Annotated in this window: 21 protein-coding genes; 10 read left to right on the top strand and 11 right to left on the bottom strand. The window is 71.3% G+C overall.

Translation table 11 applies throughout. The annotated features are described in order from the left end of the window. The first annotated feature begins 22 nt into the window (after positions 1 to 22). Entirely contained in the window at positions 23 to 742 is a 720-nt protein-coding gene (locus QIY60_RS08560) for a creatininase family protein (RefSeq protein WP_283141868.1), read from the top strand. 30 nt (positions 743 to 772) lie between these two features. Here QIY60_RS08560 and msrA read toward each other — a convergent pair whose 3' ends face one another. Continuing rightward, entirely contained in the window at positions 773 to 1,474 is a 702-nt protein-coding gene (gene msrA / locus QIY60_RS08555; RefSeq protein WP_283141867.1) for a peptide-methionine (S)-S-oxide reductase MsrA, read from the bottom strand. A 106-nt stretch (positions 1,475 to 1,580) separates the two neighbouring features. Continuing rightward, a complete protein-coding gene (locus QIY60_RS08550; RefSeq protein WP_283141866.1) occupies positions 1,581 to 2,687 on the bottom strand; it encodes a hypothetical protein in 1,107 nt (368 codons plus the stop codon). A 196-nt stretch (positions 2,688 to 2,883) separates the two neighbouring features. Here QIY60_RS08550 and QIY60_RS08545 point away from each other — a divergent pair, with 196 nt between their 5' ends. Further along, positions 2,884 to 4,038: a cystathionine gamma-synthase gene (locus tag QIY60_RS08545; RefSeq protein ID WP_283141865.1), complete on the top strand. Its 1,155-nt coding sequence runs from the start codon at positions 2,884 to 2,886 to the stop codon at positions 4,036 to 4,038. 54 nt (positions 4,039 to 4,092) lie between these two features. On the opposite strand, the gene QIY60_RS08540 is transcribed toward QIY60_RS08545, so the two are convergent. From QIY60_RS08540 to QIY60_RS08530, 3 genes are read right to left on the bottom strand one after another with little or no spacing between them, the layout of a single operon-like run. After that, a complete protein-coding gene (locus QIY60_RS08540) occupies positions 4,093 to 4,344 on the bottom strand; it encodes a hypothetical protein (RefSeq protein ID WP_283141864.1) in 252 nt (83 codons plus the stop codon). Next, positions 4,341 to 4,835 carry a sigma factor-like helix-turn-helix DNA-binding protein gene (locus tag QIY60_RS08535; RefSeq protein ID WP_283141863.1) on the bottom strand — a complete coding sequence of 165 codons (495 nt, stop codon included), beginning with the start codon at positions 4,833 to 4,835 and terminating at the stop codon, positions 4,341 to 4,343. Before QIY60_RS08535 ends, QIY60_RS08540 begins: the two co-directional genes overlap by 4 nt. A 31-nt stretch (positions 4,836 to 4,866) precedes the next feature. After that, complete coding sequence (locus QIY60_RS08530) at positions 4,867 to 5,370, bottom strand: MarR family transcriptional regulator (RefSeq protein ID WP_101389790.1); 504 nt, start codon at positions 5,368 to 5,370, stop codon at positions 4,867 to 4,869. A 155-nt stretch (positions 5,371 to 5,525) separates the two neighbouring features. Between QIY60_RS08530 and ilvA the strand changes: the two genes are divergently transcribed. The 3 genes from ilvA (at position 5,526) to QIY60_RS08515 (ending at position 8,847) form a co-directional block, all read left to right on the top strand. After that, positions 5,526 to 6,755 (top strand): threonine ammonia-lyase, encoded by a 1,230-nt coding sequence (gene ilvA, locus QIY60_RS08525; RefSeq protein WP_283141862.1) that lies wholly within the window; start codon positions 5,526 to 5,528, stop codon positions 6,753 to 6,755. Between the two features lie 263 nt (positions 6,756 to 7,018). Next, complete coding sequence (locus tag QIY60_RS08520; protein WP_283141861.1) at positions 7,019 to 7,999, top strand: ATP-binding cassette domain-containing protein; 981 nt, start codon at positions 7,019 to 7,021, stop codon at positions 7,997 to 7,999. Next, positions 7,996 to 8,847, top strand: coding sequence for an ABC transporter permease (locus QIY60_RS08515; RefSeq protein ID WP_283141860.1), 852 nt, complete (start codon positions 7,996 to 7,998; stop codon positions 8,845 to 8,847). Before QIY60_RS08520 ends, QIY60_RS08515 begins: the two co-directional genes overlap by 4 nt. Positions 8,848 to 8,946: 99 nt before the next feature. Here the strand turns inward: QIY60_RS08515 and greA are convergent, their stop codons facing one another. Both greA and QIY60_RS08505 read right to left on the bottom strand, forming a co-directional pair. Next, the gene (gene greA, locus QIY60_RS08510) at positions 8,947 to 9,444 is read right to left on the bottom strand and encodes a transcription elongation factor GreA (RefSeq protein ID WP_101389794.1); all 498 of its coding nucleotides are present in this window, start codon (positions 9,442 to 9,444) and stop codon (positions 8,947 to 8,949) included. A 223-nt stretch (positions 9,445 to 9,667) separates the two neighbouring features. Next, positions 9,668 to 10,069, bottom strand: a complete 402-nt coding sequence (locus QIY60_RS08505; RefSeq protein WP_283141859.1) for a DUF4307 domain-containing protein — start codon at positions 10,067 to 10,069, stop codon at positions 9,668 to 9,670. A 127-nt stretch (positions 10,070 to 10,196) separates the two neighbouring features. On the opposite strand from QIY60_RS08505, the gene mca reads away from it, so the two are divergent. Next, positions 10,197 to 11,078 carry a mycothiol conjugate amidase Mca gene (gene mca / locus QIY60_RS08500; RefSeq protein ID WP_283141858.1) on the top strand — a complete coding sequence of 294 codons (882 nt, stop codon included), beginning with the start codon at positions 10,197 to 10,199 and terminating at the stop codon, positions 11,076 to 11,078. Next, positions 11,071 to 11,316, top strand: coding sequence for a hypothetical protein (locus QIY60_RS08495; protein ID WP_283141857.1), 246 nt, complete (start codon positions 11,071 to 11,073; stop codon positions 11,314 to 11,316). The genes mca and QIY60_RS08495 overlap by 8 nt, the downstream gene beginning before the upstream one ends. A 139-nt stretch (positions 11,317 to 11,455) precedes the next feature. Here the strand turns inward: QIY60_RS08495 and QIY60_RS08490 are convergent, their stop codons facing one another. Together QIY60_RS08490 and QIY60_RS08485 are read right to left on the bottom strand one after the other, a co-directional pair. Continuing rightward, on the bottom strand, positions 11,456 to 14,668 hold the full coding sequence (locus QIY60_RS08490) for a tetratricopeptide repeat protein (protein ID WP_283141856.1): 3,213 nt from the start codon (positions 14,666 to 14,668) through the stop codon (positions 11,456 to 11,458). A 256-nt stretch (positions 14,669 to 14,924) separates the two neighbouring features. Further along, positions 14,925 to 15,491: a Uma2 family endonuclease gene (locus QIY60_RS08485; protein WP_283141855.1), complete on the bottom strand. Its 567-nt coding sequence runs from the start codon at positions 15,489 to 15,491 to the stop codon at positions 14,925 to 14,927. Between the two features lie 181 nt (positions 15,492 to 15,672). On the opposite strand from QIY60_RS08485, the gene QIY60_RS08480 reads away from it, so the two are divergent. Then, complete coding sequence (locus QIY60_RS08480) at positions 15,673 to 17,673, top strand: thioredoxin domain-containing protein (protein WP_283141854.1); 2,001 nt, start codon at positions 15,673 to 15,675, stop codon at positions 17,671 to 17,673. Positions 17,674 to 17,800: 127 nt separating this feature from the next. On the opposite strand, the gene QIY60_RS08475 is transcribed toward QIY60_RS08480, so the two are convergent. After that, on the bottom strand, positions 17,801 to 18,187 hold the full coding sequence (locus tag QIY60_RS08475) for a hypothetical protein (RefSeq protein WP_283141853.1): 387 nt from the start codon (positions 18,185 to 18,187) through the stop codon (positions 17,801 to 17,803). A gap of 299 nt (positions 18,188 to 18,486) precedes the next feature. Between QIY60_RS08475 and QIY60_RS08470 the strand changes: the two genes are divergently transcribed. Both QIY60_RS08470 and QIY60_RS08465 read left to right on the top strand, forming a co-directional pair. Continuing rightward, the gene (locus tag QIY60_RS08470; protein ID WP_283141852.1) at positions 18,487 to 20,865 is read left to right on the top strand and encodes a glycoside hydrolase domain-containing protein; all 2,379 of its coding nucleotides are present in this window, start codon (positions 18,487 to 18,489) and stop codon (positions 20,863 to 20,865) included. Positions 20,866 to 20,896: 31 nt separating this feature from the next. Next, a complete protein-coding gene (locus QIY60_RS08465; RefSeq protein WP_283141851.1) occupies positions 20,897 to 21,604 on the top strand; it encodes a hypothetical protein in 708 nt (235 codons plus the stop codon). A gap of 196 nt (positions 21,605 to 21,800) precedes the next feature. Here QIY60_RS08465 and QIY60_RS08460 read toward each other — a convergent pair whose 3' ends face one another. Continuing rightward, positions 21,801 to 22,391: a TetR family transcriptional regulator gene (locus tag QIY60_RS08460; RefSeq protein WP_283145860.1), complete on the bottom strand. Its 591-nt coding sequence runs from the start codon at positions 22,389 to 22,391 to the stop codon at positions 21,801 to 21,803. Between the last annotated feature and the right edge of the window lie 30 nt (positions 22,392 to 22,421).

The raw sequence follows: 22,421 nt of genomic DNA, 5'->3' as shown, positions 1-22,421 counted from the left end.
GACGATGAGGGAAGCTGGGGGCATGGACGAACTGATCACGCAGGCGACGTCCGGAGACGAGCGCACCAGAGGACCGGCCGTCGCCGTCCTCCCTGTGGGGAGCTTCGAGCAGCATGGCGATCACCTCCCACTGATCACGGACACGGCGATCGCCTGCCTGATCGCGAAGCGGATCGCAGACGATCACGGTCTCTTCCTCCTGCCACCGATCACGATCTCCTGCTCCCACGAGCACGCGCCGATGGCAGGCACAGTGAGCATCAGCGCGACCACCCTGTACGCGATGGTCAACGACATCTGGCGATCGCTGAAGGCGTCCGGTGTCCCCGGCCTACTGATCGTCAACGGCCACGGCGGCAACTACGTCCTGTCCAACGTCGCCCAGGAGCTGAACGTCGACGGCCCCCGCGTCGCCCTCTTCCCCGTCTCGGAAGACCGAGCGCGGGCCCGCGCTGACGCCGGGCTGGAGAGCACCGGAGCCGATGACATGCACGGTGGAGAGTTCGAGGTCTCGCTACTCCTGCACGGCGCGCCCCACTTGGTCCACGACGGCATCGAGCAAGACGACCACTCAGCCCCCCGCCGCCCGCACCTGCTGACCCTGGGCATGGCCGGGTACACGACGAACGGGATCATCGGCCAGCCGTCACTGGCCAGCGCCACCAAGGGCAAGGCGATCTTGGACAGCTTCTCGGAGTCGGCCCGAGCTCACCTTTCCGTGATCGGTCGCAGAGCGAGCTGACCGTGGCGGTCCGGCGGGCACCCAGCCAGGTCAGTCCTCCGCAGGAGCGATACCCGTCGGGCAAGACGCCCCCCAGTTCGTCTCGAACGGGTCGTCTAGCTTGACCCCCGTCCCCCCGATCCCGCAATACCCGCCCGGGTTCTTGTCCAGGTACTGCTGGTGATAGGCCTCGGCCGGGTAGAAGACGCGCCCCTCCGCCGGCAGGACTGTTGTCGTGATCTCGCCGTGGCCCGAGGCCGTGAGGACCTTCTGGTAGGCCTCGCGGGACGCGGTGGCCGCCGCCTCCTGCGTGGCGGAGTGGGTGTAGATCGCGGAGCGGTACTGCGTGCCCACGTCGTTGCCCTGGCGGAAGCCCTGCGTGGGGTTGTGGGACTCCCAGAAGAGCTTCAGGAGGGACGCGTACGAGACGACCTTCGGGTCGTAGACCACGCGGACCGCTTCCGTGTGGCCCGTCAGGCCCGAGCAGACCTCGTCGTACGTCGGGTTCTGCGTGTAGCCGCCCTGGTAGCCGACCAGGGTCGTCCACACGCCCTCCGTCTGCCAGAACTTGCGCTCGGCGCCCCAGAAGCAGCCCAGGCCGAAGTCCGCCACCTCCAGGCCCTCGGGGTAGGGGCCTTGCAGCGGGTTGCCCAGGACCGTGTGGCGGTCGGGGACGGTGAATTCCGGCTCGGGGCGGCCCTTGAGGGCCTCCTCGGGCTCGGGGAGGACGGGCGTGCGGCTGTTCAGGAACATGCTGGGCTCCGATGGCAGTGGTACTGGCGGTGGCGGCGGCTGTTCGGGTCCACCCCCTGCAACGTTCGGGGGCAGAGTGGGATTCCCCCGGCCTCGAAGCCCGCCCTCAGCGCGGCAGCGTCGCCGGGTTCCCCCCGTTCGCCTCGTACCCGGCCACCGCCAGCGCCCGGTATATCGCGTACTGCTCCGCCGGGTCCTCGGACAGCGTCCACGGCAGGGCGCCCACGAAGCCGTCCAGGTGGACGAACTGGTCCATCGACTCCGACCAGCGCTCCGCGCGGACCAGGAAGAACGCCAGCAGATGGCGGACGTGGGCCAGGACCGGGTCGTCGGGGCGGGCCGAGTGGACCGCGTGCAGGGCGCCCTCCAGGGCGCGGCTCACCACCATCGTGCGGTGGAAGTCCGTGACCAGGACGATGTCGGGCATGTGCTCGTACACCGCGAACAGCGGCAGCGCGGCGAGCAGCGAGCCGCGCGGCGCCCGCGCCGCCGCCGACGTCGCGAACTCGTCCGCCAGCGCGCGCGAGCCGTGCCACTTCTCGCACCAGTAGTGGAGGGCCGACAGGTGCGCCCCCATGTGGTGCGGGGCGCGGTCGATCACCTTGGCCCAGAGCTGCTCGAATTCGGGGTGCGGGTAGGCGAGTCCACGGGCCACCGCCAGTTCGGTGATGTACGGGACCGGGTCGCCCGGGGCCAGCAGCGCCGCCTCCGCGCAGACCGCGCGGGCCTCCTCCAGGATGATCCGGAAGTCGTCCTGCCCGGCCGACGACGAGCGCCACGCCTGCTGGACCAGGAACTCCGCGTGCACCTGCGCCGCGCCCGCGTCCTTGGGGGACTCCGAGCGCCACTTGCGCAGCCACGCGCCGCCGACGCCGGGGCGCTGCGCCAGCTCCAGCGAGGCCGCGCCCGCGAAGGCCTGGACGCGCTGCCAGCGCAGCTCGCCCTCCTTGGGCGTGCCCGCGAGCAGCTGCGCCGCCGCCCGCCACTCCTGGGTCGCCTGCACCACGTCCAGTACGTCCAGGAGGTCCTGGTCCGGGCCCGGCAGCCGTACGTCCAGCTCCTCCTGGCGCGCGAAGCCGTACTCCGCCGGGTCCGCGGCGTCGGGCGCGCCCGGCTCGGCCAGCTGGATGCCGGCCCGGCGGCGCCGCATCACCCACGGGCCCAGGGCCATCGTCAGCATGCACGCGGCGATCAGGATCCAGAGAATCTCCATGCCTCAAGCGAAGCAGACCCCACCGACTTCTGGCCAACCCGCGCCGGGACCTGTGGATAACCCGCGTCGGCCGCGCACCCCGTTCCGCGGTCGGCCCGACCGCCGAGGCCGCGTCCGGTCTCACGAAGCGGCGACCCGGATCTCAGGAAACGGCGAGCGCACCCCACCCCGCCACCGGCGAACTAGGCTCTGGACCATGAGCCACGAGCACCTCGACAAGAGCTTCGAGACCATCGCGATCCACGCCGGTAACACCGCGGATCCGCTGACCGGCGCGGTCGTACCCCCGATCTACCAGGTCTCCACATACAAGCAGGACGGCGTCGGCGGGCTGCGCGGCGGCTATGAGTACAGCCGCAGCGCCAACCCGACGCGCACCGCCCTCGAAGAGAACCTGGCGGCCCTGGAGGGCGGCGTCCGCGGGCTCGCCTTCGCCTCCGGCCTGGCCGCCGAGGACTGCCTGCTGCGTACGCTGCTGGCCCCCGGCGACCACGTGGTCATCCCCAACGACGCGTACGGCGGTACGTTCCGCCTCTTCGCCAAGGTCGTCTCCCGGTGGGGCGTGGAGTGGTCGGTCGCCGACACCTCCGACCCGGCGTCGGTACGGGCCGCGGTCACCGACCGTACGAAGGCCATCTGGGTCGAGACGCCCTCGAACCCGCTGCTCGGCATCACCGACATCGCGGCCGTCGCGGCGGTCGCCAAGGACGCCGGTGCCAAGCTGGTCGTCGACAACACCTTCGCGAGCCCCTACCTCCAGCAGCCGCTCGCGCTCGGCGCGGACGTCGTCGTGCACTCCCTGACGAAGTACATGGGCGGTCACTCGGACGTCGTGGGCGGCGCCCTCGTCACCAACTCGACCGAACTGGGCGAGGAGTTGGCGTACCACCAGAACGCGATGGGCGCGGTCGCCGGGCCGTTCGACTCCTGGCTGGTGCTGCGCGGCATCAAGACGCTGCCCGTCCGCATGGACCGGCACAGCGAGAACGCCGGGAAGATCGCGGAGATGCTGACCCGCCACCCCAAGGTGTCGCAGGTGCTCTACCCGGGGCTGCCCGAGCACCCCGGCCACGAGGTCGCGGCCAAGCAGATGCGCGCCTTCGGCGGCATGATCTCCTTCCGGGTCACCGGCGGCGAGCAGGAGGCGGTCGACCTGTGCGCCCGCACCAAGGTCTTCACCCTCGGTGAGTCGCTGGGCGGCGTCGAGTCGCTGATCGAGCACCCGGGCCGGATGACGCACGCCAGCGTCGCCGGGTCCGCCCTGGAGGTGCCGGGCGACCTGGTGCGGCTCTCGGTCGGCATCGAGAACGTGGACGACCTGCTGGCCGACCTCCAGCAGGCGCTGGGCTGAGCTCCGTAAGCCACGCTTACGACCCCGTAGGGGTCCCGGGTCGCCCGGGGCCCCTCACAGGCCCTCCACCGGTGGCGCCACCGTCGACGGCGGCGCCACCCACGGATGCACCCGCGCGGCCCACACCGTGAAGACGACCGCCGCCGCCACGATCACCAGCCACATCAGCCGCCGCGCGGCCCGGCGGCGGCGCAGCAGCCGCAGGCCCAACTCGGCCGCGCGTACGGCGAGTTCGGTCGGCACCGGCGGGTGCGGGCCCGCAAGGAGGCGGCGGACCTCCGCCTCCTTGCGGTCGGGCAGGCTCATGACACCCCCTCCGCGGTCGTGCGGGGGCGCGGGTGGCGGGCGCCCGCCGGGGCGCTGCGCATCGTCGCGATCGCGCGCGTGCAGATCACCCGGACCCGCTCGCACGGCAGGCCGATCAGCGCGGCGACCTGCTCCTCGGCGACGCCCTCGGACAGCCGCAGCACCAGCACGAGCCGCTCCTGCGGGGTGAGCCGGGCCAGTACGCCCGTCGCCCGGTCGCGGTGGCGGTGGTAGCGCCAGGCGGTGCTCGCGAACCTGGCCACCAGCTCCTGGCGGGTGCGGTCGTACGGGTCCTCGCCGTGCTCGGGGTCCCAGCGCGCGTACGTCCGCGCCAGGGCGGCGGTCAGCAGGCGCCGGGCCCGGTCGTTGCGCTCGGGCGGCTCGCCGGTGAGCAGGGTGGCCGCATGCAGCAGCCGGCCCCCCGCGCCCGCCACGAACGCCTCGAACTCGCGGGCGCTGCGGCGCTGCCGTTCCGTCTGCCGCTCGCGCATGGCCTCATATGAAGCCCGTGCGAGCGGCAGGTCAAGAGGTCGGTGCGGCCGGGTCCTGGGCGGCCGACTGGCGGGCCGACAGAGCGGAGTTGAAGCGGGTCAGGAGGGTGCAGAAGGACTCCCGTTCCTCCTCGGACCAGCCGTCGGTCACCTGCGCCATGAGCTCGCGGCGCGAGGAGCGCACCTCTTCGAGGCGGGTCTGGCCGCGCGGGGACAGCTGGAGCACGACCGCGCGGCCGTCCTCCGGGTGCGAGGTCCGTTTGACCAGGCCGGTGTCGACGAGCGGGGCGACCTGGCGGGTGACGGTCGACGAGTCGATGCCCATGCCGGCCGCGAGCGCCTTGACGCCCATCGGGCCTTCCTGGTCCAGCCTGTTGAGCAGCAGGTACGCCGCGCGGTCCATCGAGTTGCGGACCTGGCCGACGCCGCCGAGACGGGTCTGCTCCGCGCGGCGCGCGAAGATGGCCACCTGGTGCTGGAGGGCATCGAGGAGGCCTGGGTCGAGATGGGAAGTCATGTCCTGAGTAGTGGGCATGGCCGGGGCTCTCTCGTGCGGCGGTCGGTGTGGTGGGGGACAGAGTACGCGGCCGGGCCGGTACGCGTACCGGCCCTGCACAAAGCTGTGGACAACTGCCGGGAGGATCCGGCGCGGAGCGGCCGCCGGGCCCATGAGCTGCGAGACTTGCGGTCATGAGCTTCAGTACGCCTGACCCCTTGCGTCCCCTGATCCTCGATGACGTCCGCGGCGCGCAGAAGATGCTCGCGGGGGTCGCCAGGATGACCGCGATGGAGGGCTCCCGGCATCTGACGCAGCTGGTCGGCGCCCCGGTCCACCTCAAGTGCGAGAACCTCCAGCGCACCGGCTCCTTCAAGCTCAGGGGCGCCTACGTACGGATCGCCGGGCTGCGCCCCGAGGAGAAGGCGGCCGGGGTGGTGGCCGCCAGCGCGGGCAACCACGCGCAGGGCGTGGCACTGGCCTCCTCGCTCCTGGGCGTGCGCTCCACGGTGTTCATGCCGGTCGGCGCGCCCCTGCCGAAGGTCGCCGCGACCCGGGAGTACGGCGCGGAGGTCGTCCTGCACGGCACGGTCGTCGACGAGACGCTGGAGGCGGCCGAGGCGTACGCGCGCGAGACGGGCGCGGTCTTCATCCACCCCTTCGACCACCCGGACGTCATCGCGGGCCAGGGCACGGTCGGCCTGGAGATCCTGGAGCAGTGCCCGGAGGTGCGCACGATCCTCGTCGGGATCGGCGGCGGCGGCCTGGCCGCGGGCATCGCGGTCGCGGTGAAAGCGGTCCGCCCCGATGTGAAGGTGATCGGCGTGCAGGCGGCGGCCTCGGCGTCGTATCCGCCCTCGCTGGCCGCCGGGCACCCCGTGGCGATCGACCCGGCGCCGACGATGGCCGACGGGATCAAGGTGGGGCGGCCCGGGGACGTGCCGTTCGCGCTGATCAGGGAGCTGGTGGACGAGGTCCGCACGGTCACCGAGGACGAGCTCTCCAGCGCGCTGCTGCTCTGCCTGGAGCGGGCCAAGCTGGTCGTGGAGCCCGCCGGGGCGAGCCCGGTGGCGGCGCTGCTGAGCGATCCGGGGGCGTTCCGGGGCCCGGTGGTGGCGGTGCTGTCGGGCGGCAACGTGGACCCGGTGCTGCTCCAGCGGATCCTGCGGCACGGGATGGCGGCGGCCGGGCGCTATCTGAGCCTGCGGCTGCGCCTGCCGGACCGGCCGGGGGCGCTCGCGGCGCTTCTCGGGTCATTGTCAGTGGTCGACGCTAACGTCCTCGATGTGAGCCACGTACGGACCGATCCGCGGCTCGGACTCACGGAAGTGGAGGTGGAGTTGCACCTGGAGACGAAGGGGCCGGAGCACTGCCTGGAGGTCGGGGCGGCGCTGCGGGAAGAGGGGTACCAGGTCATCTCCTGATCGGGTACGAGGCCATCTCCTGACCGGGGGCCGGGTGATCCCCGGCCGGTCGGCGGGGCCGCTCCGGACCGGGGGCCGGGTCACTCCGGATCGGGCGGCGCCAGGCCTTTCCCGATGCCCGCACCGAAGCCGTCGTACCTCTTGAGTAAACGCGATACATCGCGTTAGTCTGTGTTCCGCGCCACAGCTCCACCGGGCATCACATGCCCGGCAAATCTAGGATTTGTGAACGAAGCGACACCCAAACTCTGGGGGTACCCAACATGCCAGGCGCCATCTATGCCGAAGGCCTGGTGAAGACGTTCGGCGACGTAAAGGCTCTGGACGGCGTGGACCTCGATGTCCCCGAGGGCACGGTTCTGGGCCTGCTCGGCCCCAACGGCGCCGGCAAGACCACCACCGTGCGCGTCCTGACCACCCTGCTCCAACCCGACAGCGGCCGGGCCACGGTCGCGGGCATCGACGTTCTCAAGCATCCCAACGAGGTACGCCGCGCGATCGGTCTGTCCGGTCAGTTCGCGGCGGTCGACGAGTATCTGACCGGCCGCGAGAACCTCCAAATGGTCGGCCAGCTCTACCAGATGAAGGCCAAGGAGGCGAAGGCCAGGGCGGGCGAGCTGCTTGAGAAGTTCAACCTCGCCGACGCGGCCGACCGCCCCGCCAAGACGTACTCCGGCGGTATGCGCCGCCGGCTCGACCTGGCCGCCGCCCTGGTCGTGTCGCCGCCCGTGATGTTCATGGACGAGCCGACGACCGGCCTCGACCCGCGCAACCGCCAGCAGCTGTGGGAGGTCATCCAGGAGCTCGTCGCGGGCGGCACCACCCTGCTGCTCACCACGCAGTATCTGGAGGAGGCCGACCACCTCGCGCACGACATCTGCGTGGTCGACCACGGCCGGGTCATCGAGCGCGGCACCGCCGACCAGCTCAAGGCCCGCACCGGCGGCGAGCGCGTCGAGGTCGTGGTGCACCAGCACGAGGAGATCGAGCCCGCCCGCGCGGTGCTCGCCGGGTTCGGCAAGGGCGAGGTCGCCGTCGCCGAGCACACCCGCAAGCTCACCGTGCCGGTCACCGGCGGCGCCAAGCTGCTCGCCGAGGTCATCCGCGAGCTCGACAACCGCGGAGTGGAGATCGACGACATCGGGCTGCGCCGCCCGACCCTCGACGACGTCTTCATCTCCCTCACCGGCCATGTGGCCGAGCAGAAGGACGAGGACGAGAACGAGAAGGAGGGCTCCAAGTGACCGCCGTCGTCGAAACCCCGCACCTCATAGCCCCGCAGCCGCGCGGCGGCCTCGTCCAGTCGGTCAACGACTCGCTGGTCGTGGCCAAGCGCAATCTGATCCGGATGATGCGCATCCCCGAGATGATCATCTTCGGCCTGATCCAGCCGATCATGTTCGTGGTGCTGTTCAGTTACGTGTTCGGCGGCTCGGTCAACATCGCCGGGTCCACCGACCCCGCCGCCTACCGAGAGTTCCTGATGGCGGGCATCTTCGCCCAGACCGTCACCTTCGCCACGGCCGGCGCCGGCGCGGGCATCGCGGACGACATGCACAAGGGGCTCATCGACCGGTTCCGCTCGCTGCCGATGGCCCGCGGCGCGGTCCTCACCGGCCGCACGCTGGCCGACCTGGTGCAGACGGCGCTGACCGTGGTGGTGCTCGCCGTCGTCGGCCTGCTGGTCGGCTGGCGCGTCCACCACGGCATCCCGAAGGCGCTCGGCGCGTTCGCGCTGCTGCTCCTGCTTGGGTACGCGTTCTCCTGGATCGGCGCCCTGATCGGCCTCACGGTGCGTACGCCGGAGGCGGCCACCTCCGGCGGGCTGATCTGGCTCTTCCCGGTGACGTTCGTGTCCAACGCGTTCGTCGCCACCTCCGGGATGACGCCGTGGCTGCGGCACGTCGCCGAGTGGAACCCGTTCAGCGCCACCGTCCAGGCCTGCCGGGACCTCTTCGGCAACCCGGGCGTGGTGCCGTCCAACGCCTGGCCGATGCAGCACCCGGTGATCGCCTCGCTGCTCTGGTCGCTGCTGATCATCGTGGTGTTCCGGACCCTGGCGGTGCGCAAGTACCGCTCGGCGACGGCCTGAGGCAACCCGGACGTACGCACCCGGCCCCGCCGCACACGGCGAAGCCCCCGGCCGCCCTTTCCAGGGCCGCCGGGGGCTTCGTTCACGTACGGAAAGGGCTCAGCCCGTGTACGGCGTGGCCGCGAGGATCTTCACCGAGGCCTTCCTGCCGTTCGGCAGCTCGTACTCGGCGTCCTCGCCGATCTTCTTGCCGTTCACGCCGGAGCCGAGCGGGGACTGCGGCGAGTACGTCTCGATCTCGGTCGACGCGTACTCGCGCGAGGCGAGCAGGAACTCCAGGGTGTCGTCCTCGTCGCCGTCGAAGGCGATCGTGACGAGCATGCCGGGAGCCACCACGCCGTCCGCGGCGGGCGCCTCGCCGACCTTGGCGTGCTCAAGGAGCTGGGTCAGCTGGCGGACCCGGAGCTCCATCTTGCCCTGCTCCTCCTTGGCCGCGTGGTACCCGCCGTTCTCCCGGAGGTCACCCTCCTCACGGGCCGCCGCGATCTTTACGGCGATCTCCGTGCGCGCGGGACCAGACAGATACTCCAGCTCGGCCTTGAGCTGGTTGTACGCCTCCTGGGTCAGCCAGGTGACGTTGTCGCTGGTCTGGGTCACAGGTGCTCCTCGTCGGTACTGGGAATACAAGCGCATCGCCCTACCCAGAAGGATGTGCCTTCTCGGGCGGGCGAAACCACGAGCCTAACAATTCAGGGCGCCAAGGGGGAGGACGAAAACCGTAGGGAAATCGTCGGCGCAGGTCAGCGCGGGCGAGGCGGGGTCGTCGACCGGCGGGGCCGCCGGGCGCGCGGTGCGGGACCGAGCCGGGCCGAGCGCTGGGTCAGACCGACTTGCAGCCGACGAGGTCGACGGCGGTCGCCCGCGAGGTGGTCTGGACCGTGATCAGCTCGTCGATGCGGCCCTTCCGCTGCTCGAAGCGGACGTCCTTGCGGCCCACCTCGTCGCCGCCGGTCTCCAGGGCGCGCAGGGTGCAGACACCGGTCTCGCCCTTGTCCTTGCGCACTTCCAGATGGACCTCGACGGCCTTGGCGGAGACCACCTTGAACTTGATGACCTCGGCCGACACGGACTGGCCGCCCACGTAGTCGTAGCCGATCCAGCCGACCACGCCGAGCAGGCCGACGCCGAGGACCGAGCCGATGATCTTCAGCTTGCGGTCGGCGCGCTGGTCCGCGGTGCGCCCGTAGCGCCCCTCGGGAAGCGGTTGGCTTGCCGCGGCCATGGTCGTCCTCCTGCTGCTGGGGGTGCCCGGAATTTTCCGCCCCCCGATTCGGTCACTATAGAAGCCGCCCATCGCGCCGGATCACAGAGGGCAACACCCAGGGCGCCGAATCACTGAGGATCTTGTCTTGACTGAGCAGCTGCGACTGATGGCCGTGCACGCCCACCCCGACGACGAGTCGAGCAAGGGCGCGGCCACCATGGCGAAGTATGTGTCCGAGGGGGTGGACGTGCTGGTCGTGACCTGCACGGGAGGCGAGCGCGGCTCCATCCTCAACCCGAAGCTCCAGGGCGACAAGTACATCGAGGAGCACATCCACGAGGTGCGCAAGAAGGAGATGGACGAGGCCCGCGAGATCCTCGGGGTCAAGCAGGAGTGGCTGGGCTTCGTCGACTCCGGCCTGCCGGAGGGCGACCCGCTGCCGCCGCTGCCCGAGGGCTGCTTCGCCCTGGAGGACGTGGACAAGGCGGCGGGCGAGCTGGTCCGCAAGATCCGCGCCTTCCGTCCGCAGGTGATCACCACGTACGACGAGAACGGTGGCTACCCGCACCCCGACCACATCATGACCCACAAGATCTCCATGGTGGCGTTCGACGGGGCGGGCGACACCGAGAAGTTCCCGGAGTCCGAGTACGGCCCGGCCTACCAGCCGCGGAAGCTCTACTACAACCAGGGCTTCAACAAGCCGCGCACCCTGGCGCTGCACCACGCGCTGCTCGACCGGGGCATGGAGTCCCCGTACGGCGAGTGGCTGGAGCGCTGGAAGGAGTTCGAGCGCGTCGAGCGCACGCTGACCACGCACGTTCCGTGCGGGGACTTCTTCGAGATCCGGGACAAGGCGCTGATCGCGCACGCCACCCAGATCGACCCCGACGGCGGCTGGTTCCGGGTCCCGATGGAGATCCAGCAGGAGGTCTGGCCGACGGAGGAGTACGAGCTGGCGAAGTCGCTCGTGGACACTTCCCTCCCCGAGGACGACCTCTTCGCGGGCGTACGCGAGAATGCCTGATATGAGCGCAAGCCTGGCACTGACGCACTTGGTCCCGCTGGCCAAGGACATCGACAACGACAAGGTGACGCCCGGCGTCCTCGGCTTCATCGTCTTCGCGGCGCTGGCCGCGGGGGTGTGGCTGCTGATGAAGTCGATGAACCGGCACATGGGGAAGGTCGACTTCGAGGAGGTTCCCGAGTCGGGACAGACTTCCCCGGCGGCGGCCTCCGGCGAGGGCAACCCGAAAAGGGCGTAGGCGCCCCGCCTGGGGTGTCGTGATTTGTCTGCGGGCCGGTGGGGCTGGTCGCGCCCGCGCGGCGGAGCCGCATATGTCACAGCCCCGCGCCCCTAAGGGGTAGGGGCCCGGCCCCGAAGAGGGCCCGGGCCCGACCGGGTCACCGGCCCGCGCCCACCGGCACCCCCATCACCTCTCGGGAGTGGCGGGTCGGGACCATGCCCAGGTGCCAGGCCTGCCAGCCGTCCTCCAGCTCCACGCCGCGCTCCAGCATCAGCGCGTACGCCTCCGCGCAGTCCTCCAGTTTGCTGTCGCGGGTGGCGTGGTGGGCGCGGATGAGCTGGGACAGCTCCTCCTGGGCCACCGCGACCCCGATCTCCGAGCCGCCCGCCGAGGCGTACGGCAGCAGGGTGCAGCGCAGGAAGCGGGCCCAGTCGCCGCCCCTGCGGTCCCCGTACGAGTCGAACAGCTCGACCGCCTCGTCGCACAGCCGCAGCGCCTGGGGCGCGCGGTTGTTGCCCGCGTCGATCAGGGCCAGCTCCAGGCAGGTCCAGCCCTCGCCGTGGGCGACCCCGATGCGGTGGAAGTCGGCGCGGGCGTCGACCAGGAGCTGGCGGGCGAAGCCGGAGTTGCGCAGGTTGCCGGTCTGGGCGGCGCGCTGGTCCCGGGTGACCCGGCCGGAGTGGTGGCGGGCGCAGGCAAGGCCGTACACGTCCCGCATCCGCGAGAACATCGTGCGGGCCCGCTCCAGCTCGCGGACCGCCTGGTCGCGGTCGCCGCGCTCCTCCAGGGCCTGGCCCAGGTAGTACAGCGTCCACGCCTCGCCGCGCGCGTCCTCCATCTCCCGGTGGCGGGACAGGGCCTGGCGCAGCCCGTCGACGGCCGGGTTCGGGTCGCCGTCCACGAGGCGGGCGCGGGCCAGCTGGGTCAGCGCCCAGGCCTCGCCGCGGCCGTCGCGGGTGCGGCCGTACAGATCGAGCGCGGTGCGCAGCTCCTCGTCGGCGCGCGGCACGTCGCCCATCCGCAGACACACCTGGCCGAGCTGGAAGTGGGTCCAGGCCTCGCCGTGCAGCGACTCGCCCTCGCGGTGCAGCGTGAGTGCCGTGTCCAGCAGGGTCAGCGCGCCCGCCAGGTTCGCCCGGTCGCGCTCGACCGCCGCCAGCGCGTGCAGCGACCACGCCCGGTCCTCGTCCTGCGCGGGAGAGGACTGCAGCTCGATCGCCTCGCGCAGCCTGGCGGCGGCCTCGGTGAGGTTGCCCTGGTGGTGCAGGGTGATGCCGAGCGAGCAGAGCGCGAGTGCCGCGCCCGCGTCGTTCTGCGCCTCCCGGTAGAGGCCGACGACCGACGACAGCGTCGTACGGGCCGTGTCGAGCTCGCCCAGCTGGCGGGCCGCGATGCCGGTGCGCCACCGTACGGAACGTTCGAGCAGGCCCTGGTCGACGGCCTGGGACAGCTCGCTGATCTCGCCCAGGCGGTAGAGGTCGCCGCGCAGCAGGCAGTAGTCGCACAGCGCGCCCAGCAGATTGAGCACCGCCTGCTGGTTCACGTCCTCCGCGTCGCGCAGCGCGGCCGTGATGAAGCTCGACTCGTCGTCGAGCCAGCGCAGGGCCGCGTCGAGCGAGGTGAAGCCGTGGCCGCCGAACTGCCCGGCGCGGGTGGAGAGTTTGCCGTCGACCATACGGATCACCGCGTCGGCGAGGTCCGCGTAGTTCTGGATGAGCCGCTCCTGGGCGGCCGTGCGCTCGGCGGCCTCCTCCTCGTCCAGGAGCCGGGCCCGCGCGAAGGTCCGTACGGTGTCGTGCAGGCGGTAGCGGTCGGCGCGGACCTGGTCGATCAGGCCCGCCCGCGCCAGGTCCGCGAGCAGTCGGCCCGCCTCCGCCTCGCTCGTGGCGAGCAGGGCGGCCGCGGCCGCCGCGCCCAGCGAGGCGCGCCCGGCGAGCGCCAGGCGCCGCAGCAGGGTGCGCGGCTGCTCGGACTGGTCGGTGTAGCGCAGCCACAGGGCCCGCTCGACGGGCGCCACCGGGCCGTACGCCCCGAGGTCGGCGGCGAGCGCCCGGGCGTCCCGCGACCCCAGCGAGGAGCCCGCGATCCGCAGCGCGAGCGGCAGCCCGCCGCACAACTCCCGTACGAGAACGGCGGCTTCACCGTCGTACGGTTCCTTGAAGTCCTCCTGGGCCGACGCGCGCAGCAGCTCCTCCGCGCCCGCCTCGTCCAGCGGCTCCACCGCCAGCTGGTGCACCCACGCCGGGAAGTCGTCGGGCAGCTCCAGCGGGCGCGCGGCCGTCACCAGGACCAGGCTGTCGGACCGCTCGGGCACCAGGGTGCGCACCTGCTCGGCGTCGTAGGCGTCGTCCAGCACCACCGTGACCGGAAGGCCCGTCAGATGCTGGTGGTAGAGATCGGCGAGCCGGCGCACCTGCTGGTCGGCCGAGGAGCGCTCGCGGAAGAGCAGCTGCTCGCGGGGCGCGCCGAGCCGGTTCAGCAGGTGCAGCAGCGCGTCCCGGGTGGGCAGCGGCGTCTGGGCGCCGCCTCGCAGGTCCACCAGGCACGCGCCCCGGAACTGGTCCCGCAGCTGGTGCGCGGCCCGTACGGCCAGCGTCGTGCGGCCCACGCCCGCCGGGCCGTGCAGCACCACCACCGTGGGGCGGGTCTCGGTCGCGGCGCGCGCGGACTGCACCCATTGGGTGATCCTGCCGAGTTCCGCGCGCCGCCCCGCGAACACCCCCTGCGGCTCGGGCAGATGGCCGAACGACTGCTCAAGCACCGAACGGCGCCGGGCCGCCGCGCTCTTGTCCGTGCCGCGCAGCTGGGCGGGCACGGAGGCGCTGGTCTTCTTGCCGGTACGGGCCGCCGGGGCCGTCATGCGCTGCTGGTCCAGGAACGGGCGGATGCCCCGTACGTCCAGGGCCGTCAGCCACTGCAGGCGCAGCTGCTCGGCGCCGCCCGGACGGCCGAGCTCGCCCGCGCGCCGGTGGGCGGCGGGCCAGTGCGCCGCGGTCACCCGTACGACGGTGGTCGCGGCCCCGGCGACGGCCACGGCCGCCCCGGCGCCGACGGCGGGCCCCGCGCCGGTCCCGAGCGCCGCGTCCGCGACGGCGGCGGCGACCGCCGCGACCCCGGTCACCAGGAACGCCGTGCCCGCCTTCTCGCTCGCGAACCGGGCGCCCAGCGTGGGCTGCCCGGCCGCCGCCTCGTCCAGCGCCCGGGTGTACGCCGCGTACTCCTCCTCGGCGCTCGCCGCCAGCGCGTCCAGTGCCGCCCGTCCGCGTGTCAGCAGCGCGTTGGCGTCGGCCCGGCCGCCGGAGCGCCGCACCTCCTCCTCGACCGCGCGCACCAACAGCCGCTCGGCCTCCGCCCGATGGCCGTCCCGCATGTGCGTCCCCCTCCGAGAGCGTCCGCTGCGACTTGAGTCCTGGTCGAGTGTGCCGTCGGTGTCAAGTGTCCTGCGTGCTGCGCGTCGGCGCGAGGGAGTCGGCGGATCATCTCGCCCGAGGCACGCGAGCGGGGGCTTTTGGTGCTGCTCGGCGTCGGGGCGTAGCTCAGCGATCAAGTGTGACGACGATGCGGTGGCAATGGATGCCCGGCCCCGGAGTGGATGTTCCTGTTGAGGAAATGGTCTTCCAGCGCTGTCAGATGGCGCCCAGGTCGATGCTGACGGAGAAGGGCGCGGCAGCCTTGATCGTGCCGGTGAACATCTCGCCGTCTCTGTAAGCCCTGGTGGCGGGGTCGAGAACGTAGGTGTAGATGATGGGGACGCCGGTGGCGGCCTGTTCGATCCGCCAGTAGAAGGGGATGCCGGCCTTCGCGTACTGGTCCACCTTCACGATCCGGTCGGTGGTCTCCGAGCCGGGCGACACGACCTCGACGACCAGGAGTACGTGTTCGGGGCGAGTGGGGGTGACGTCGATGCTCTCCGCCCGGTAGACGATGACGTCCGGACGGCGGTTGGTGAGCGGGACGTCCTGCAGGCGGACGTCGAAGTCCGTGTCGGCGTTCCAGTCCGGGCCCGCGGCGGCGTCCAGGGCATTGGCCAGAACCCGGGCCAGCCGGTTGTGCCGCTTGGACGCGCTCGGGCTCACGACGACCATCCCGTCCACGACCTCGATACCGGCGCACTGCTCATCGGACCAGGAGTCGTACTGCTCTGCGCTGATCTGCGTGTGCATCCACGCGGGCGCCACCATCTCGGCGGTCATGGTGTGCCTCCTTCGAGGGGCTTCCACATTCCAGCGCTGCTGGGCTCAGCCTATAGTCCGGTGGTCCCGAGGCCTCCGTCTTTGGTGGGGAGCGCTCTCTGTTTCCGTGCGGTTCGGCCGAGCGAGACGGTGTCCGTGCGGTTTCCGCGACAGGGATGGGCGCTGTGAGAGGCTGGGTCGTATGAACCGGTTGGCTGGTGTGACCTCGCCTTATCTGCTTCAGCACGCTGACAATCCGGTCGACTGGTGGCCCTGGACGCCGGAGGCTTTCGAGGAAGCGCGGCGGCGTGATGTGCCCGTTCTGCTGTCGGTCGGCTACTCGGCGTGCCACTGGTGCCACGTCATGGCCCACGAGTCCTTCGAGGACGAGGCGACGGCCGCGTACCTCAACGAGCACTTCGTCAACGTCAAGGTCGACCGCGAGGAGCGGCCGGACGTCGACGCCGTCTACATGGAGGCGGTGCAGGCGGCCACCGGGCAGGGCGGCTGGCCCATGACCGTCTTTCTGACCCCGGACGCCGAACCGTTCTACTTCGGCACCTACTTCCCGCCCGAGCCCCGGCACGGCATGCCGTCGTTCCCGCAGGTCCTGGAGGGGGTGCGGGCCGCCTGGACGGATCGGCGCGAGGAGGTGGGCGAGGTCGCGGCGAAGGTCGTACGGGACCTGTCCGAGCGCGAGCTGGTGTACGGCGGGGGCGCCGGTGTGCCCGGCGAGGAGGAGCTGGCGGGTGCGCTGCTCGGGCTGACCCGGGACTACGACGAGCGGCACGGCGGCTTCGGCGGCGCGCCCAAGTTCCCGCCGTCGATGACGCTGGAGTTCCTGCTGCGCCACCACGCCCGCACGGGCGCCGAGGGCGCGCTCCAGATGGCCGCCGACACCTGCGAGAAGATGGCGCGCGGCGGTGTCTACGACCAGCTGGGCGGCGGCTTCGCCCGCTACTCGGTGGACCGCGAGTGGGTGGTGCCCCACTTCGAGAAGATGCTCTACGACAACGCGCTGCTGTGCCGGGTGTACGCGCACCTGTGGCGGGCCACCGGCTCCGAGCTGGCGCGCCGGGTGGCCCTGGAGACCGCCGACTTCATGGTCCGCGAGCTGCGCACCAACGAGGGCGGCTACGCCTCGGCGCTGGACGCCGACAGCGACGACGGCAGCGGGCGCCACGTCGAGGGCGCGTTCTACGTGTGGACGCCCGCGCAGCTGGCCGAGGCGCTGGGCGAGAAGGACGGCGAGGCCGCCGCGCGCCACTACGGAGTGACCGAGGAGGGCACCTTCGAGGAGGGCGCCTCCGTCCTCCAACTCCCCTCGGACGGCGGCCCGGTGTCGGCGGACGTACGGGACCGGCTCTTCGCGGCGCGCGAGCGGCGCCCCCGCCCCGGCCGGGACGACAAGGTCGTCGCCGCCTGGAACGGCCTGGCGATCGCGGCCCTCGCGGAGACGGGCGCGTACTTCGACCGCCCCGACCTGATCGAGCGGGCGACCGAGGCGGCGGACCTGCTGGTCCGCGTCCACATGGACGACCGGGCCCGTCTGGCCCGTACCTCGAAGGACGGCCAAGTGGGCCAGAACGACGGCGTGTTGGAGGACTACGCCGACGTCGCCGAGGGCTTCCTGGTGCTCGCGGGGGTGACGGGGGAGGGGGCCTGGCTGGAGTTCGCCGGGTTCCTGCTCGACATCGTCCTGGACCAGTTCACCGCCGAGGGCGGGGTGCTCTACGACACCGCGCACGACGCCGAACGGCTGATCCGGCGTCCGCAGGACCCCACGGACAGCGCCACGCCGTCGGGCTGGACGGCGGCGGCCGGCGCGCTGCTCTCGTACGCGGCGCACACCGGCTCCTCCGCCCACCGGGCCGCCGCCGAGGGCGCGTTGGGCGTGGTGAAGGCCCTCGGCCCGCGTGCCCCGCGCTTCATCGGCTGGGGCCTGGCGACGGCCGAGGCCCTGCTCGACGGCCCCCGCGAGGTGGCCGTGGTGGGCCCGCCCGGAGGCGAACTCCACCGCGCGGCACTGCTGGGCCGCGCGCCCGGTGCGGTGGTGGCGGTGGGGGAGTCGGGCGGCGCCGAGTTCCCCCTGCTCGCGGACCGGCCGCTGGTCGACGGCGGCCCGGCGGCATACGTATGCCGCCACTTCACGTGCGAGGCACCGGTGACAGGCGTGGACGATTTGGCGAGGGCACTGTCCTGAGTACGTGACGGGGGCTGGGCGGGGTTGAACTTCCCGCCCAGCCCCGTGCGCTTTTAGGGGCGCGGGGAACTGCGCGACCAGCCACAGACGGCCCGCAGCCGACCGAACCGCCAAGCCGCAGAGGCGCTTAGTCGTTCTTGAAGATCCCGATGTAGTACCAGTCGCCCCGGTCCGGCGCCTGCCAGGCCGGGACCCACTCGTCCTGCGACCCCAGCCAAGACCCGCCGCTCTGGCCGCAGGTCTTGTCGGTCCACTTGCTGAAGTGCATGGAGTCGCGCCACCACCAGCCGCCGAAGCGGGTCTCGTAGCCCGGCGTGGCCAGGCACGCGTGGGCGGGGCGGCCCTTCTGGTCAAGACCGTCGATCTTGATGGACTCGACCTTGCGCGTGTCGTCGTGGATGACGATCTGCTGCCCGTCGGTGCCCGCGAACGCGGTCCCACTGGTCGCGGCGACACCGGCGACGGCGAGCGCCCCGGTCGCCGCGGCCATGGCGAACTTCTTGCCCGTACCCATGAGTTGTTCCCCCTTGGTGAAGCTCAAATGATCATGTGCGGGGAGATCGTACGACACGTCGGGGCATGCACGTACTCAGCCGTAACCGGGTGATCAGTCAGTTATGATCACCGCATCATCGGCAGTCGACGGGGGAAACCGACGCCGAGGTGATGCGGGGAACCAGCTTCCGGAGACCGGTCGGATCGCCATGCCCACCCGGGCCGCGGCCGACCGCGTGACCACGCCGGAACAACTCCTTCCGCCATCAGGATTCACGCACCCCCGAGTCCCGAGCCCCGCTCACCAGAGAGAGAAACATGGCGGACGAGAAGGTCCTTGCTGCCCAGAAGTGGGTCAACGCCACTTATTCGATGGTTCCCGGCTACACGAAGTGCCCCGAGGACGGGCGCACCGGCTGGTCGACGATGTTCTCGCTGACGATGGCGCTCCAGGCCGAGCTCGGCATGGCCCCGCTGGTGGCGAGCTTCGGCCCGGGGACGCTCGCCTCGCTCGCGAAGCGCCCCGACATCAACGCGGCCGAGCCGAACGTCAACATCAAGAAGATCGTCGAACACGCCCTGTTCTGCAAGGGGTACTGGGGCGGTGACGGAACCGGCTCGTACGGGCTCGCCACCGGCAAGTCGGTCATGGCGCTGAAGAACGACGCCGGTGTCGACGCCTCCAACGGCTTCGTGTCGCCCAAGGTCTTCAAGGCGCTGCTCAGCATGGACGCGTACATCTCGTCGCCCACCGGCGGTACCGACACGGTCCGCGCGGTCCAGCGCTGGCTCAACGGCCGCTACTTCAGCCGCTCTTCGTTCTTCATCGGCCCCGCCGACGGCGTGTACTCCCGCGATGTGCAGAAGTCGCTGATGAAGGCGATCCAGTACGAGCTGGGCATAGCCGACGACCAGGCCACCGGCGCGTTCGGCCCCGGCACCCAGGCGGGTCTGAAGAACCACACGGTGAAGGAGGGCGACTCGGGGATCTGGGCGCAGCTCTTCTCGGCGGCGTGCGTGTTCAACTCGCCGATCCCCGACCCCACGGGCGAGAGCAACGTCGAGACGACGTTCCGGAGCACCTTCGACTCGAAGCTCACGCAGTGGGTCAAGGCGTTCCAGGCCTTCTCGGAGCTGGACACGCGGGACGGCAGGGGCGACTACCTCACCTGGGCGCAGCTGCTGGTGTCCACGGGTGACCCCAACCGTTCCACCAGCGCCTGCGACACCCGCTTCCAGATCACCCGCCCGCGCGCCGACGCCCTCTACAAAGCGGGCTACCGCCAGGTCGGCCGCTACCTGTTCGACCCGCCGGGCAGCACACTGGACAAGCAGATCAAGACCGGTGAGCTGGACGACATCTTCGCCGCCGGGCTGAGCGTCTTCCCGATCTACCAGGACAACGCCCGCCGCCTCGCGGACTTCACGTACGAGCAGGGATTCCAGCACGCGCTGAACGCGCACGCGTGCGCCGAGGGCTACGGCTTCAACCGGGGCACCGTCATCTACTTCGCGGTGGACTACGACGCGACGGCGGACGAGATCGCGTCGAACATCGTGCCGTACTTCAAGGGCGTCCAGGCCGGACTCGCCAATCGCAGTGGGCGCTACGTCCACGGCGTCTACGGCTCCCGGAACGTGTGCACGCAGGTCAGCAAGAAGACCGACGCGCGCTACTCGTTCGTCTCCGGCATGTCCTGGGGCTTCTCCGGGAACCTGGGCTTCCCGCTGCCGCCGAACTGGGCTTTCAACCAGATCAAGGAGTTCAAGTTCATCTACAGCGGTGACTCGTTCGACCTCGACAACGACGCGCACCGCGCGGGCAGCGACACCGGCCAGAACAGCGTTCACCAGCAGGTCTACCCGTCCGCCGAGTTCGTCAAGTACCTGGAGAAGCTGTTCCCCCTCGCCCTGCAGTTCACGGCCGAGAAGGGCGACCCGGTCGAGCTGGTCATGCAGTACGGCCGTCAGAAGAAGTACGGCGGCCCCGATTGGGCGGCGCTCATCGGCTGGCCCAACCCCGACTTCATCAAGTTCGCCAACGCGAGGGGCGCGGCACTCCTCCTTGAGTTCAAGGACTCCAACTCCGGCTACATGCTGGACGCCCAGCACCTGCTCGCGACGGCCAACGGCCACTACACGAAGCCGCAGAGCACGAAGAACATCCGCGAGGTCGGCGCCGGTGACGTGGGCGGATGGGGCGGCGACCTCATGACGCTGTACGGCGAGTGGCGCCGGGACATCAAGGCCTACCCCTCCGGATACGACTATGTCCAGGCGAGGTGCGCCAAGCTCGGCGTGATCTCCAGCTTCGGGTTCAACGACCTGATCGAGGACGCCGACGGATATCTGCTGGGCCGCCGGGTCCAGAACGGGGCGCACCTCCTCGACGCCGTCCGTGAGCACTACGGGCAGGGCGAGCGTGACGCCGGGGCCCTGACCCGCTTCCGCGACTTCTTCGAGATGCGGTTCGGCGGCAGCGTGGACAACGTCGTGGCCATGGCCAAGGGGATGCTGACGACGATGAGCGATCCGGTCATCGTCGGCGGCCGCGCGTTCCTGACCCAGATGTCCGGCGGGGACGGGATCAAGCCGCCCGAGCTGCTGGGCGACAAGGAGCTCCTGGACTTCTGCCGGGGCTTCGCCGACGTACTGCACGACCGCGCCCTCCAGGAAGCCAACGCCAAGGGCCTGTAGGTCCGGTACGAGAGTGATGAGGAACCGAACCATGAGTGATGTCATGACGCAGGCGGTACGTATCGACCGCCGCCGCTTCCTGGTGACCGGGGTCGGCGTCGCCGGTGGCGCGGCGCTGGTCGCGGGCGGGATGTCCGGCACGGCCGCGGCCGCCCCGGCTCCGGCCGTCCCCGCCGCCCCGGCGGCGAAGGAGTGGCAGGGGCGCACCTCCGCCAACGGCTGGCCGATCGTCGGTACGGCCCCGTCGCACCGCGTCGAGGGCGCGGGCGGCGTCCACTTCACGGCGCTGGACGGCGACGTGGCGACCGTGCTCACCCACGTGGTGCGCCGCTACCACTACGAGATCCACACGCTCGGCGCGGGCGAGGTCACCGGGCACACCGGCGCGCGGGCGGTGGCGGCGCCGTACGAGAGCAACTGCCTCTCGGGCACGGCTCTCGCGATCCGGCCGCTGCTGTACCCGGTGCGGGCGCGCGACGGGTTCTTCCCGCAGGAGCTGGTGGTCGTCCGCGACATCCTGGCGGAGCTGGAGGGCGTGGTGAAGTGGGGCGGCGACGAGTCGACCCCCAAGGAGTCCCACTTCCAGATCGACGTCCGTCCTGGTGACTCGGGGCTGCGGCGGGTCGCAGCGAAGCTGCGGGGTTGGGACGAGATGCCGGGTTCGGGCGCGGGCACGATTGATGTGCTGGCCCCGGGTCGGGTGCGGGCGGCGAAGGCTTTGGCGGCCCGCCAGCGGTAAGGGGTTGGGGGCCGGGGGTAGCGCCCCTCGGCCCCGGCCCGGTGTTTGTCTGCGGATCGTGCTGGGTTGCTCGCGCAGTTCCCCGCGCCCCTTTTGAGCCCGGTGTTTGTCTGCGGGTGGTGTGTGGCTGGTCGCGCAGTTCCCCGCGCCCCTAACCCCCCTGGAACTGCGCGACCAGCCCCCACCGGCCCGCACTTCAGGTCCGCAGCCCATCCCCGATCGCATTCAGTGCCCGCTCCACCAACCCCGCCAAGTCGTCCTCGTGGTCCCGTTCCGCCCAGTACAGGGACGCCTCGTAGACCGCTCCTAGGATCGCCATCGCGTACGCCCGTACCTCCAGTTCGGACTCGTCGCGGCCCGTGCGTTCCGCGATCACCTGGCACAGGCGGCGGCTGCTGGTCGCCATCGACTGCATCATGCGGGCGCGCAGCGCCGGGACCTGGACGAGGAGTGTCGTCCGCTGGATCGTCTCCTCGTGGTCGTGCTCCAGGATCAGCCGGGTCGCCTCGACCAGGACGTGGCGTACGGAGTCCAGGAACGGCTCGCCCGCCGGGCGGGCGCGCAGCTCGGCGACTATGACCGGGTCGAACTCGTCCGTGAGGACGATGTCCTCCTTCGTGGGGAAGTAGCGGAACACCGTCGACGGCGACACCTCCGCCGCCTCCGCGATCTGCTCGACCGTCGTGGCGTCGTACCCCTGCTCGGCGATCAGCCGGTACGTCGCGCGCCGGATCGCGACGCGCGTCTTGAGCTTCTTGCGTTCGCGCAGCCCGAGCTGCGGCTGCATGTCCTCGGCTAGGGAGTCGAGGGACCGGGT

The sequence above is a fragment of the Streptomyces sp. BPTC-684 genome (genome assembly GCF_030028635.1).
Classification (GTDB): domain Bacteria; phylum Actinomycetota; class Actinomycetes; order Streptomycetales; family Streptomycetaceae; genus Streptomyces; species Streptomyces noboritoensis.
This window is presented reverse-complemented; position numbering and strand designations above follow the sequence as displayed.

Bases quoted from the DNA above. Each gene is read 5' to 3' on its own strand.
- QIY60_RS08545 (WP_283141865.1), top strand. From the start codon at position 2,884: ATGAGCCACGAGCACCTCGACAAGAGCTTCGAGACCATCGCGATCCAC.
- QIY60_RS08460 (WP_283145860.1), bottom strand. From the start codon at position 22,391: ATGCAGCCGCAGCTCGGGCTGCGCGAACGCAAGAAGCTCAAGACGCGC.
- QIY60_RS08470 (WP_283141852.1), top strand. From the start codon at position 18,487: ATGGCGGACGAGAAGGTCCTTGCTGCCCAGAAGTGGGTCAACGCCACT.
- QIY60_RS08560 (WP_283141868.1), top strand. From the start codon at position 23: ATGGACGAACTGATCACGCAGGCGACGTCCGGAGACGAGCGCACCAGA.
- QIY60_RS08550 (WP_283141866.1), bottom strand. From the start codon at position 2,687: ATGGAGATTCTCTGGATCCTGATCGCCGCGTGCATGCTGACGATGGCC.
- QIY60_RS08495 (WP_283141857.1), top strand. From the start codon at position 11,071: ATGCCTGATATGAGCGCAAGCCTGGCACTGACGCACTTGGTCCCGCTG.
- ilvA (WP_283141862.1), top strand. From the start codon at position 5,526: ATGAGCTTCAGTACGCCTGACCCCTTGCGTCCCCTGATCCTCGATGAC.
- QIY60_RS08520 (WP_283141861.1), top strand. From the start codon at position 7,019: ATGCCAGGCGCCATCTATGCCGAAGGCCTGGTGAAGACGTTCGGCGAC.
- msrA (WP_283141867.1), bottom strand. From the start codon at position 1,474: ATGTTCCTGAACAGCCGCACGCCCGTCCTCCCCGAGCCCGAGGAGGCC.
- QIY60_RS08490 (WP_283141856.1), bottom strand. From the start codon at position 14,668: ATGCGGGACGGCCATCGGGCGGAGGCCGAGCGGCTGTTGGTGCGCGCG.
- QIY60_RS08465 (WP_283141851.1), top strand. From the start codon at position 20,897: ATGAGTGATGTCATGACGCAGGCGGTACGTATCGACCGCCGCCGCTTC.
- QIY60_RS08485 (WP_283141855.1), bottom strand. From the start codon at position 15,491: ATGACCGCCGAGATGGTGGCGCCCGCGTGGATGCACACGCAGATCAGC.
- QIY60_RS08535 (WP_283141863.1), bottom strand. From the start codon at position 4,835: ATGCGCGAGCGGCAGACGGAACGGCAGCGCCGCAGCGCCCGCGAGTTC.
- QIY60_RS08530 (WP_101389790.1), bottom strand. From the start codon at position 5,370: ATGCCCACTACTCAGGACATGACTTCCCATCTCGACCCAGGCCTCCTC.
- QIY60_RS08475 (WP_283141853.1), bottom strand. From the start codon at position 18,187: ATGGGTACGGGCAAGAAGTTCGCCATGGCCGCGGCGACCGGGGCGCTC.
- QIY60_RS08540 (WP_283141864.1), bottom strand. From the start codon at position 4,344: ATGAGCCTGCCCGACCGCAAGGAGGCGGAGGTCCGCCGCCTCCTTGCG.
- QIY60_RS08480 (WP_283141854.1), top strand. From the start codon at position 15,673: ATGAACCGGTTGGCTGGTGTGACCTCGCCTTATCTGCTTCAGCACGCT.
- QIY60_RS08505 (WP_283141859.1), bottom strand. From the start codon at position 10,069: ATGGCCGCGGCAAGCCAACCGCTTCCCGAGGGGCGCTACGGGCGCACC.